This window comes from Williamsia sp. Y721 (assembly GCF_059683565.1).
In genome coordinates this window covers 229911-242355 of the sequence record NZ_JCASNH010000001.1, presented here as the reverse complement: position 1 = coordinate 242355, position 12445 = coordinate 229911, and the positions used below count along the sequence as shown (strand labels likewise).

General features: G+C 65.0%; 10 protein-coding genes. 7 read left to right on the top strand and 3 right to left on the bottom strand.

Annotated features, from left to right (window positions below):
- Positions 1-59 precede the first annotated feature (59 nt).
- The 5 genes from AC56PL_RS01115 (at position 60) to AC56PL_RS01095 (ending at position 7978) form a co-directional block, all read left to right on the top strand.
- A complete protein-coding gene (locus AC56PL_RS01115; RefSeq protein WP_497152778.1) occupies positions 60-1025 on the top strand; it encodes a metal ABC transporter solute-binding protein, Zn/Mn family in 966 nt (321 codons plus the stop codon).
- A 13-nt stretch (positions 1026-1038) separates the two neighbouring features.
- The gene (locus AC56PL_RS01110) at positions 1039-1950 is read left to right on the top strand and encodes an ATP-binding cassette domain-containing protein (RefSeq protein WP_495514597.1); all 912 of its coding nucleotides are present in this window, start codon (positions 1039-1041) and stop codon (positions 1948-1950) included.
- Complete coding sequence (locus tag AC56PL_RS01105) at positions 1947-2834, top strand: metal ABC transporter permease (protein ID WP_497152777.1); 888 nt, start codon at positions 1947-1949, stop codon at positions 2832-2834. The genes AC56PL_RS01110 and AC56PL_RS01105 overlap by 4 nt, the downstream gene beginning before the upstream one ends.
- Positions 2835-2989: 155 nt before the next feature.
- Positions 2990-6451 carry an ATP-binding protein gene (locus tag AC56PL_RS01100; protein WP_497152776.1) on the top strand — a complete coding sequence of 1154 codons (3462 nt, stop codon included), beginning with the start codon at positions 2990-2992 and terminating at the stop codon, positions 6449-6451.
- 132 nt (positions 6452-6583) lie between these two features.
- A complete protein-coding gene (locus AC56PL_RS01095; protein ID WP_497152775.1) occupies positions 6584-7978 on the top strand; it encodes an FAD-binding oxidoreductase in 1395 nt (464 codons plus the stop codon).
- 28 nt (positions 7979-8006) lie between these two features.
- Here the strand turns inward: AC56PL_RS01095 and AC56PL_RS01090 are convergent, their stop codons facing one another.
- The 3 genes from AC56PL_RS01090 to AC56PL_RS01080 are packed head-to-tail and all read right to left on the bottom strand — an operon-like array spanning position 8007 to position 10536.
- Entirely contained in the window at positions 8007-8522 is a 516-nt protein-coding gene (locus AC56PL_RS01090) for a DUF2599 domain-containing protein (protein ID WP_495514593.1), read from the bottom strand.
- Positions 8519-8977, bottom strand: a complete 459-nt coding sequence (locus AC56PL_RS01085; RefSeq protein ID WP_495514592.1) for a MaoC/PaaZ C-terminal domain-containing protein — start codon at positions 8975-8977, stop codon at positions 8519-8521. Before AC56PL_RS01085 ends, AC56PL_RS01090 begins: the two co-directional genes overlap by 4 nt.
- On the bottom strand, positions 8974-10536 hold the full coding sequence (locus tag AC56PL_RS01080) for a carboxylesterase family protein (protein WP_495514591.1): 1563 nt from the start codon (positions 10534-10536) through the stop codon (positions 8974-8976). The genes AC56PL_RS01085 and AC56PL_RS01080 overlap by 4 nt, the downstream gene beginning before the upstream one ends.
- A 92-nt stretch (positions 10537-10628) precedes the next feature.
- On the opposite strand from AC56PL_RS01080, the gene AC56PL_RS01075 reads away from it, so the two are divergent.
- Entirely contained in the window at positions 10629-11399 is a 771-nt protein-coding gene (locus tag AC56PL_RS01075) for an alpha/beta fold hydrolase (protein ID WP_497152774.1), read from the top strand.
- Between the two features lie 163 nt (positions 11400-11562).
- Positions 11563-12387: a hypothetical protein gene (locus tag AC56PL_RS01070; protein WP_497152773.1), complete on the top strand. Its 825-nt coding sequence runs from the start codon at positions 11563-11565 to the stop codon at positions 12385-12387.
- Positions 12388-12445: the final 58 nt, after the last annotated feature.

Below are 12445 nucleotides of genomic sequence, written 5' to 3'. Positions count from 1 at the left end.
GATGGTCGCGCACCTCAGCCCTGCGCGGAACACCGTCCACTGATGCGAAAGGTCCTGCAATGGCAACCTGGTCCCGACTCCTGGGGGTCACCACCGCCCTGACCCTGGCCGTCGGCGTGGCCGCCGGCTGTTCCTCCGACAACGGCGGAACCACCGCGGACGGCAAGGTTTCCGTGGTCGCATCGACCAACGTCTGGGGCTCGGTCGCCGAGGCCGTCGGTGGTGAGCACGCCGAGGTGACGTCGCTCTACACCTCACCCGACGGCGATCCGCACGAGTTCGAAGCGAGCGCCAAGGACACCGCCAAGGTCGCCGACGCCGGTGTGGTGGTCCTCAACGGTGGTCACTACGACGCCTATATGGAAGCCGCGGCGAAGAACTCGAAAGCGATCGTGGTCAATGCCTTCGACATCATGGAAGGCGACGAACACAGCAGCGAGGATCACTCCGAGGACGACCACAGTCACGCTCCCGGCGCGGTCAACGAACATGTCTTCTACAACCTGACCGTCGTCGGCCAGGTTGCCGACAGCATCGCAAATGCGTTGTCCGAGAAGGACAGTGCCAATGCACAGTACTTCCGCGACAACGCCGCGGCGTTCAACGAGCAGATCGATGAGCTGCGCGGTGAGCTGGCGGCCATCAAGGCCGCGAACCCCGGAGCGAAGGTTGTCCAGACCGAACCGCTGGCCGGGTATCTCCTGACCGAAGCCGGACTCGATGACATCACCCCGGCAGGACTTCAGGATGCGGTCGAGTCCGGGCAATCGCCGTCGGCCCGCGACGTCGCCGCGACCCAGGAATTGATCTCCAGCCGTGAGGCCCGCGCACTGATCTACAACACCCAGGCCGTTGACGACGGCACAAAGGCCTTGCTCGCCATCGCCGAGAAGGCCGGAGTCCCCGTCGTCGACTTCACCGAGACCTTTCCGGCGGGCACGACCGATTACATCGAGTGGCAGCGGGCTAATGTTGAGGCACTGTCGTCGGCCCTGGCGGCCAGCGCAACCAGCACTTCTCGATAAGGCAATCCACCACATGACCGAGCCAGAACCGGCCCCCGCGACACCACCCAGAACAACCGATCACCGCGCTGCCGATGGCCTGAAAACCGTGCATCAAACCGCAGGCCGTGGCGCCGCGGTCACGATCACGGGCGCACGATTGTCGTTCGGACAACGGGTCCTGTGGGATCACTTCGACCTCACGGTGGCGCGCGGCGAGTTCATCGCGATCCTCGGCCCCAATGGTTCGGGTAAGACCTCGCTGCTGAAAACCCTTCTGGGCAAATACACTCTGGACGCCGGGACGGTCACCGTCGAGGGTCGTGGCTTGCGCAGCGGCGACAGCAGAGTCGGCTACATCCCCCAGCAACAGACCCACGACGAGGGCCTGCCGCTACGCGGACGAGACCTCGTCGGCCTCGGTGTCGACGGTCAGGCATGGGGTCTCGGACTTCGCAATCGCAAGCGCCGCAACGCCCTTGTCGACGATGCCATCGCGCAGGTCGACGCCCGCGACTTCGCCGACGCACCGCTGGGTCTGCTCAGTGGTGGTGAGCAGCAGCGTCTTCGCGTCGCACAAGCACTGTCGGGCAACCCCGCGGTATTGCTCTGCGACGAGCCCTTGCTGAGCCTGGATCCGGCCAACCAGAGTCGGGTCGCGGCGCTCATCGACCGCCGCCGCCGCGATCACGGCACCGCGGTTCTGTTCGTGACCCACGAGATCAACCCGATCCTGCCGTACGTCGACCGGGTGGTCTACCTCGTCGACGGCCGCTTCCGGATCGGCACACCGGCCGAGGTCATGACGTCGGAAACACTGAGCGAGCTGTACCAGACCCGCGTCGACGTCCTGCGCGTCCAGGACCGGCTCGTAGTTGTCGGGGCCGATGAATCTGCCTGCCACGGTGACCATTCGTCCGCACCGTCAACCGAGGTATCCGAGTGAACCGCAACTGGTCCGACCTCTTCGATTTCGCCGAGACCGCCAATCTCCTCTCGTACGACTTCGTGCAGCAAGCACTACTGGCCACCGCCCTGCTCGGCATCCTCGGCGGGATCCTGGGCCCGATGGTCGTCAGCCGCCAGATGGCCTTCGCCGTGCACGGCACCGCAGAACTGACCTTCACCGGCGCGGCCGCCGCGCTGTTGTTGGGGATCAGCGTGAACCTCGGCGGCCTGATCGGCGCGATCATCGCCTCGATCATCTTCGGACTCCTTGGAAACCGTGTGCGCGAACGGGATTCGGTCATCGGCGTGGTGATGGCCTTCGGGCTGGGATTGGGCGTGCTGTTCATCGCCCTCTACGGCCGCACGGGCGCGGGCTTCAACCTGCTCACCGGGCAGGCGGTGACCGCCGGAGCCCAGGGGGTCGCGGCCGTTGTGATCACCACGATCGTCGTGGTTGTCGTGATGGCGATCATCTACCGTCCGCTGCTGTTCGCCAGCACCGATCCACGGGTCGCCGAGGCCCGCGGCGTGCCGATGCGGTTGCTGTCGGTGGTGTTTGCCGTCCTGCTCGGTGCCGCGGTGGCACAGAGCGTTCAGATCATCGGTGCGCTGCTGGTGATGTCGCTGATCATCACGCCGGCCGCCGCCGCGATGCGGGTGTCGTCGAATCCGACGGCGGTCCTCGGGCTCTCGATCCTGTTCGCGGAAATCGCGGCGATCGCCGGGATCATCTTGTCGCTGGCGCCCGGATTGCCTCCCTCAGTGTTTGTCACCTCGATCTCGTTTGCGATCTACATGATCTGCCGAGTGGTCGGCACCCGTCGTTCTCGTAATGCCGGCCGCCGGACAACGCAGGCAAACGTCGACCGGGCGCTGACGTAAAACCAGGACGAACACCGGAAATTAGGCCGATCGGCCGTTCCCTTTGAGTGCACACGTCACCTAAGCTCTGAATTCACCGCTCCGAATGGCCCCTACCGGGGTTGGATCAACACCCCGAGCGGCGATCGGTGAGCTTCGAGTGGTGAAGGGTGGGCATGCGCTATCAGCTACTCGGCCCGCTCGCGGTACTCCGAGACTCCAGCGGCCACGGCGATGTACGAGTCGATCTCGGCTCTCCCAAACAACGGACGATCCTCGCGATCCTGCTGATCCACCGCGGCAAGGTGGTGTCGACGGACCGCCTCTGCGACGCACTGTGGGGTGAGCAGGCGCCGCCGAGCGCGACCTCGAGCCTGCAGGCCTACATCTCCAATCTGCGCCGTGCCCTCCGCAACGATGCGGGTACGTCCCCGATCCGGCGCGAATCCACCGGCTACATACTCGACGTCGCAGACTCCGACGTGGACGTCAGCGAGTTCCTCGATCTCGCCAACGCGTCCCGGCAGCACGCTGACAACGAGGCGTGGGCTTCGGCATTCGATGCCGCCGAGCAGGCGTTGAATCTGTGGCGCGGTGAACTCCTCGACGGACAGGGCGATGAGGATTGGGTGCGGACCGAGGCGGCCGGACTCGAGGAGATCCGTAGCGGCTGCATGGAGAACCGGATCACCGCCTTGCTCGCGTTGGGCCGGTTGTCCCAGGCCCTGGCCGATGTCGTGGCGCTGCGCAATGCGCAGCCGTATCGCGACCACAGCTGCTGGCTGCACATGCTCGCCCTGCACCGGGCCGGTCGCTCCGCCGAGGCTCTCGAGGTGTTCTCCGATCACACTCAGCGGCTCGACACCGACCTCGGCCTCGAGCCGAGTGTGGAGATCCGAAACCTGCAAGGTGCGGTCCTGCGCCATGATCCCGAATTGATCGCGTGGCCACGCAAACCGATCTGGTCCGGCGCCGGTGAGCTCCGCACCCCGGACCACACGCCTCCGGTGCAGGTGCCGCCGAACGCTGAGATCCCGGCCCACCGAGGCCTGGTCGGGCGCGTCCGCGAGCTCGCCGATATCGGCAAGCTGCTCGAGGAGGTCGTCGCCGGGAACACGCGCTGGATGGTCTTCATGGGTCCTCCCGGTATCGGCAAGACCCGACTCGCCGACGAGGCCGCCCACCTCCTGAAAGCGAAGGGTGGGCACGCCGTCTGGGCCCGCAATCCAGAAGAGGGTGCACCGTCGTGGTGGCCGATCCGACAACTGGTCAACGCGCTCGGCGCCGAACCCGGTGAAGTCCTCGCCACCAGCGGCGACGTCGACGCCGACACCGCCCGGTTCACCGTCTACGACCGAGTGCAACTGATCATCGAACGCGCGGGTGCGTCACATCCGATCGCGGTGATCGTCGACGACGTCCAATGGGCGGACTCGATGTCGGTCGGGGCACTGGCATCGATGGCCACTGCCGTACACCACCACCCGATCGCATTCCTGATCACTCTCCGGGAAGGCGAGCACGCCCCGGCAGTGGCCCGACTTCTCAGTGCTGTCGCACGCGGTACCGGCAACCGCCAGATCGTGGTGCCCGCACTCGACAGGATCGAGGTGGCGGCGCTCGCCAACGAGATCGCGACAGAGACGCTGAATGCCGACGAAGTCGAGACACTGGATCGGCGTACGGGCGGAAACCCCCTGTTCGTCTCCGAATACGCTCGACTGCCTGCAGACGAACGCAATTCCGGCGAACTCCCGGTGGCCGTACGTTCTGTACTCGGGTTGCGTCTGACCGCTCTCGAACCCGATGTGCTGCAGACGCTCCGAATGGCAGCCGTCATCGGCGACACCATCGACATCGCATTGTTGGCGCGCACAACCGGCATCGACATCGACTCCGTCGCGGATCAACTCGACGCTGCCGCCGACGAACGCATCATCACCGCGGCCCCTGGTACCGACAGCTATGCGTTCGCACATGGTCTGTTGCGCGAAGAGATCCTGGCCCAGCTCCCCGCCATGCGACGCAAGCGGGCGCACGCCAAGGTCGCCGCGATCCTTGCCGACACCGACAGGGCCGAAACACTCGGGTGGCGTGCTCACCACCTGATGGCCGCCCTGCCGCTGGTCGAGCCCGAGCAGGCGGTCCTGGCCTGCACCGCTGCTGCGGAAGACTTTGTGGCGCGGTGGAATTCAGAGGCCGCCGCATACTGGTGGCAGCATGCCCTGACCGCCTACGCACTGCTGCCGGCCGCCGAACAGATCGATGAACAACGCGATGGCCTGACCGTATCGCTGCTCGAGGCGTTGTCACGGGCCGGACGGGGCCAGACCGTGCTCGAAACCGTGGAAGCGGCCCTGACGGCCGCGGTTCGCGCCGAAAAACCCTCCACCGTCGGGAAACTCGCCGGATCGCTGCTGCGCTCGGGTGGTGGCTGGCCGTGGGTGTCGCCTGCGTCCGATCCCGCGCCACTGCTGGCACTGCTCGCCCGCGCCGAGCAGGCCGTTGCCGACGAGCCTGCCGAACGGGCGCAGGTCCTTGGCGCATTGAGCGTCGGCCACAGTTACCACCCCGATCCGACCCTTGCCCCGCAATTGATCGCTCGCGCAGAAGAATTCGCCGCAATGACCGACGACCCCGACATCATCGCCGAGGTGATGATGGCCCGGCTGATCACCTTCTCCGGCGTCGCCACGCATGCCGGCGAATCCGTCGCGCTCATCAACGAACTGCTCGCGCTGAATCATCGCCAGGCCAGCTTCGACGCGGTCATCGCCCATTCGATCGGAACGATGGCCACCTTCACACTTGGGGACGTCGCGGCCGCTGAGCACCACCTGCGGCAGGCCATCGCGGGCAGCGAAGAACTGAACCTGCCGATCCTGCGCGCTCAACTTCGCTGGATGGAGGTTGTGGTCGCTGTCTGGACCGGTGATTTTGCGCTGGCACAACAGCATCAGGCGATCGCCAAACGTGTTCACGAACAGACCGAGCTGTATGAGACCGGGCAGGCCGACATGTCCCTGATGTCGCTGAGCCGCGAACTCGGAACCATCACCGAGATCGGCGTCCTCCGCGCACAGGAGTGGATCACCGATGTTGCCGCCGCTGCCGAGGACACGAACATGCGCGGTGTGATCGCCGCCGGCACCGCAGGCATACCCGGCGCGCCGGTGGATCGAACACTCGCCGCTGCCCTGGTCGCGCAGCGGCAGGCCACGCGCGGTGCACACGTCTGGCACACCCTCGGTCACGCGGTGGCCCTGGCGCACGTGGTGGCCGACTTCGAATTGACCGAGTACGCAGACGAATTCGTCACCGAACTCGAACCGTTCACCGACCACATCGGCCTGATCGGGCAGCTCGGCAACGTCGGCCCGGTGGCATTGGCTCTGGGTCGCTTACACAGACTCACCGGAAACCGCGCCGCGGCAAGAGAATCGATCGCGGTGGCAGCAGGTATCGCAGAGCGGACCGGCGGACTGCCCACACTGCTGCGGTGCCGGGTTCTCGACTGGCAACTACGGGCGCCGGACGAGCAGAAGTCAGACGAACTCGAAAACCTCGAAGCGCAGGCCGCGCAGCTGGGCATGGCCGGTGTGAAGAAGCAATTGCAGCACTTGCGCACCGCGCGGTAGCTCACGCGCGATCGCGACCAACGGCTGTCGATTCTTGAAACATTCTTGAACGCCGTCACCAAGAACCTCCCAAGTGCTCACGCGCATGCTGGCGCCATCAGTTACGGATCTCGAGCGAAGGAACCGATCACGATGACCGTCACCACCCCCAACAACACAGGTACCGACCCGGCCGCGGACCTGCGGGCAGCCGTCGCAGGCGCGGTTGTCCGCCCGGGTGAGCCCGGTTTCGAACGGGCGATCCCGTGGAATGTCGCGGTCCCGACCGCGCCCTACGCGGCAGTGTTCGTCGAGTCCGCCGCCGATGTCGCCGCCACCTTGCGGATCGCCGCCCAGCACGGACTGACCGTTGCCGTCAACGCGACCGGACATGGCGCGCTACCACTTGATCAGGGCAGCATCCTGGTACAGACCAGCGCACTGTCCGACCTGGCGATCGATCCGCAGGCCCGCACGGCCCGGGTAGGGGCCGGGGTGAAATGGCAGCGGGTCATCGACGAGGCCGCACCGCACGGTCTGGCAGGCCTGGCCGGTTCCGCACCCGATGTCGGGGTGGTCGGATTCATCACCGGCTGCGGCATCGGCCCCTTCGTTCGGACCGTCGGTCTGTCCTCGGATCACGTGCGCTCCTTCGAGCTGGTGACCGGCCAGGGCGAGATCCTGCACGTCACGCCCGAGAACCACGCAGAACTCTTCTGGGGATTGCGCGGGGGCAAGGCCACCCTCGGCATCGTCACCTCGGTGGAGATCGACCTGCTGCCCATCGCCGAGTTCTACGGCGGTGCGCTCTATTTCGACGGAGCCGATGCCGCGAAGATCCTTCACGCCTGGCGGGATTGGAGCATCGATCTGCCGGAGCACGCCAACACTTCCATCGCACTGCTCCAGCTGCCGCCACTCCCGGAGGTTCCGCCGCCGCTGGCGGGCAAACTCACCGTTGCGGTCCGATACGCTTCGTTGGCCGATCCGGCCGACGCAGAGGCGCTCTTCGCACCCATGCGCGCGGCGGCAACTCCGCTCATCGATGCCGTCGCGGTGATGCCCTATGCCGCGATGGGCGCTATCCACGCGGACCCGGTCGATCCGATGCCCACGTTCGAAAATGCCACGCTCTTCAGCGAACTCAACGACAGTGCGATCAACAGCCTGCTCTCTCTGGCCGGCCCCGGTTCCCAGTCACCGCAGGTGGTTGTCGAGATCCGTCGCTTCGGCGGTGCGATGGCCCGACCCGCCGCGCACCGCAGCGCGTTCTGTCATCGCCAGGCCCCCTATCACCTGTTCACGGTAGGCGTCCTGGCGCCGCCGATCGCCGAACATGTGGCGCCACACGCCGCGTCGATCGTCGAGGCGTTTGCGCCGTGGACCATCGGCGAGCTACCGAACTTCGACCCGGGCGGCAGCCCGGAGCGGTTGGCCCGCTGCTACGACGAAGACACCCTCGCGTGGCTCGGCGCGCTGGCCGACCGCCATGATCCGGCGGGGGTACTGCGCGTCGGTCAGGTCGCCCGGATCCCGACGCCGGCCTGAGCCGAATCGGCAGGAGTGGAGGGGCTTTTCACGGAATCGTCTCTTCCGCTCCGCCCGGGTTACACCGGTCGGCGATCATCATGGACCCGGAGACCACCGGTCGCCAGGGCTCCAGATTCCAGCTGGTCTTCTCCGGTTCTACAAGTCTGGCAAATCGCCAGTGGCAAGCGAATTGATCACGCATACCCGGGCTGTCGGCGGTCTGGTCCAACGCGACTACTTCGGACCAGGCCGCGTCGAGTTCGCTTTCGCCTGGCACATATCGGCCCGATTCGGTGGGAAAGACCTGCAGACTCGGCCCCTGATCGGTCTGCGCCCACTCCACCCGACTGATGAACGGCGGCAGATAGACCGAAGCCGGCGCCGTTTCGACCGACGGTTGCGCTGCGCTCACACCGGTTGTCGACGGCGACGTGGTGATGGCGACTGAGCCATCATCGGACGAATCATCCCCGGAATCGGTACACCCGACGAGCAGTGCCGCGGCCAGCAGTATCCCTGCTGCTCCGCGACACCATGCAGTGGTCGTGTGCGTGGCTGTCAAAAAAGAACCCGGACAACCATTTCCGCGACCAGTGCCGGTTTGGTACCGCCCTCGATTGCCAGGCTGTGACCGAAGACGACCTGGACACCGCCGTTGGGCAATTCGGTTGCATCCGCAAGCGTGGTGGTCAACTGGACCTTCGACCCGACAAGAACCGGTGCCGGGAAGCGAACCTTGTTGCTGCCGTAATTCAGTGCCATCTTCACGTTGTCGAAGCCGTAGATCTGGGCGCCGAGCATCGGGAGCAGCGACAGGGACAGGAAGCCGTGTGCGATCGTCCCACCGAAGGGGCTCGTCTTGGCCCTTGCGACATCGACGTGGATCCACTGGTGATCGCCGGTTGCGTCCGCGAACAGGTTGACTCGATCTTGCGTGATCTCGAGCCAATCACTCTTGCCGACCTCAGAACCGACCGACTCCAGAACGTCAGCGACCGAAGTGAAAACTCGCTTCATACCTTCTCCATTGTCTCCGTGGCCTCTTCGGCTCCCGAAATCGTGGCCACATAATCACCGAATCCGGCCCACGCCTCACGACGGGCGCGGTAGGGGTCGATTTCCACATACGAATGTGTGTCGAAGATCCTGGTGGCGCGGACCTTCGGAGTGTAGCGCGGCCAGGATTCCAGCGGCTCACCGGTTTTGGCGAATGCCAACCACTGATCCTGAACCTCGTCCGTGACGCGCAGAGCGTTGCGGCGATCGCCACCCCGTGCGAGCAATCGGCCGGCCTTACCGCGATAGATCCCGAAGACGGCGAACAGTTCGGTCGCATGTGTTGCACCGAGCCCCAACAACTTCAGCAGGCGCGGGGCGTAGTCGTACCGATAGGCGTAGGTGGGTGCATGTTGCGCATGTCCCTCGGTCACCGCGATCGTGCCCACCCAGAAGATGTAGTCGCCGCCGAACTTGACCATTGATCGAGGATGCGGGAAACGGCCGTAGGCCCCGGTGATGCGCTCTTGCGCGTCGGGTTCGGTGGCCGCGAACATCGCCGTGATCGATTCCTCGCTCGACAGCATCCCCTGCGGCAGCCGCTTGAACAACGTGCCCTCATTGCGGTTCGTCCCGATGATCATCGGGACCTTATGCGCCTTCCCCTGTGCAAAGGCGTCGACCGGCGCCAGCGGCAGATAGTCGCCGTCGACCACCGGGCCGAACGGAAGAAGTCCCGGGGTGTCGGTGGTCACCCAGCGCGCCAGACGATGCCCGGCCCGGCCGATCTCGGCGAGCGAGGCATCCACCAGCGCCTGCGCCGGATCGTCCACTCCCATGTCGGCACACAGGAGTTCGGTGAGCTTGCGCGCCCACTTGTGCGCGAAGTGCTGGTGCAGCGTGAGGATCGGCGCCGAACTCTCGGCGATCGCACGGTGGAACAGTCCACCGGCCGCGGGAGTGGCCATCAGTGTGGTGACGGCATTTCCGCCTGCGCTCTCGCCAAAGATGGTGACATTGCCCGGATCTCCCCCGAACTCGGCGATGTTGTCCTGCACCCACTGCAGTGCGGCCACCTGATCGCGCAACCCGAGATTGGACTCGAACGGCCGTTCGGGCGTGGACAGTTCGGTGAAATCGCCGTATCCCAACGGGCCGAGCCGATAGTTCATCGACACGAAGATGACGTCGCCGCGGCGGACGAGGTCGTGACCGTAGTAGAGCGGCGTGGCCGTCGACCCGAGAATGTAGGCACCACCGTGGATGAACACCATCACCGGGAGGGGCTCGGTCGACGCCTGCTCCGGCGCCACGACATTAAGGATCAGCGAATCCTCACTGACCGGTTGCTTTTTGCCGCGCTCGACGAGCGCGTATTTGGGATTCTGCGGCGGCGCGTTGCCAAAACTGTTCGCCTCCAGCACCCCCGTCCATCCGATCGCGGGCTGCGGAGCACGCAACCTCAGGTCGCCCACCGGCGGGGCGGCGTAGGGGATCCCCCGCCAGCGAATGATGTCGCCGTCGCGTACGCCGGCGACAACACCATCGGAAAGCGTCACTGTTGTGTTTGCACTGGCCATGTTTCCGACCCTAGCGGCCGATAGCGGACACTCGCCCGCCATCGGTGCGATTCGTCACGCCGATCCGTCCGCCGTCTGGGATGCTCGTGGCCATGACCACCGACTTCACCGGATATGTCGAGATCAGTCATCCCACGCCCGGCACCGCGATCTGGCATCAGGTGGCGGGCGATGGTGAACCCGTGGTCCTGATTCACGGTGCGTTCTCGAGCGCGGCGGACTGGGGCGGCCAGTTCGGGCCGTGCGTGGATGCCGGGTTCAGGGTCTATGCCCCTGAGCGACACGGTCACGGGCACAGCGCCGACGTCACCGAAGAGTTCCACTACGAGACGATGGCGCAGGAGACCATCGTCTACCTCGACGAGGTCGTGGGTGGCCGGGCCCACCTCGTCGGATGGAGCGACGGCGCCGTCATCGCATTCCTCGTGGCCCTCAGACGACCGGATCTGGTCGACCGCATGGTGGTTCTCGGTCAGTACCTGAACTCGTCCGGCCGGGCGTCTGGTGGAATCCTCGACACCATCGGCGACATCGACTCCGACATCGTGCAATTCCTCCGCGCCGACTACGCCTCGGCCTCACCGGACGGCGACGACCACTTCCCGGTGGTGTTCGCCAAGACCACTGCGATGATTGCGAATGAGCCCGAGATGGATCTTTCGGTGTTGACAGCGGTGACCGCCCCGACACTGGTGATGCAGGGAGACCACGACGAAGTGCTCATCGAGCACAGTCTGGCGATCGTGGACCGGCTGCCTGCGGCACGATTGGCCGTGCTGCCCGGAACGCATCTCGTCCCGATCGAGACACCGGCAGTGGTCAATTCGGTGATCATCAATTTTCTCCGGCGCGATCCCGCTTGAGCGGTCATTGCCACGACTGAACAAATCGATCTGTCATTGCCCAAACTTTCAGCGATCGCTAATGGCTCGGCCGACTAATTCAACGATCCATTTCGCGTGTGGCACAGGCAATTAGCGGCTAGGATCACGGGGCATATTCCGCCGAACAGAAGATTGGCATCTCGTGACAAACAATTCTGACAATACGGTGACGACGCCTGCCGTCGTCGAGCTGTCGAAAACCCGGCGAATACTGACCGCATTTTTGAACTCTCCATTTGCGGGAATGTCACCGTGGATTCTGATGGCGCTCATCGTGGGCCCGGGACGGTTCGAAGAGGCCGCGGCCGCGGCATTCGGTCTCTCACTCCTTCTCGTCCTCGGCAGCCATCGGCGCGGCAGCAAACTGAAGTTCCTCGAGGTCTTCGACCTCACCTACTTCGCCGCGATGGTGATCCTGGCGCAGTTCGCCTCGGCCGACATCGTGAAGTGGCTGGAACACTGGGGTGGCGAGATGACCAATATCGCCCTGGTGGCCTTTGCGCTCGGATCGATCCTCATCCGGCAGCCGTTCACCTTGCAGTACGCCAAAGAGGGCACCCCGGAAGAACTCTGGACCCAGCCGCTGTTCCTGCGGATCAACTATGTGATCACGTGGGCCTGGGTGTTCGGATTCGGAGTCGCCGCGGTCGCCGGGTTCATCGGTGATGCAGTCCTCGACAACAACAACAACTTCTGGACCGGCTGGATCATCCAGCTCGCCGGCACCTTTTTCGCGATCGCATTCACCGAGTTCTATCCCGATTACGCCACCGCTCACGCGGCCCGGGAAGCCGGCGAAGATGTGAGCCCACCGTCGCTCATGCACCTTCTGGGTTGGGTCCCGCTCTTCGTGATCGTCACCGGTGTCGCCGGTCTGGTCACCGACGCGCTGACGACCGTGGTGAGTCTGATCATCGTCGCGGTCGGCATCGTGGGACGCGTCGCGATGACCAAGCTCCTACCCTGACCAGAGCCTCCACCACATACCGATAATGTGCCCTTTTGGCGAACAAAACCCCAGGTGG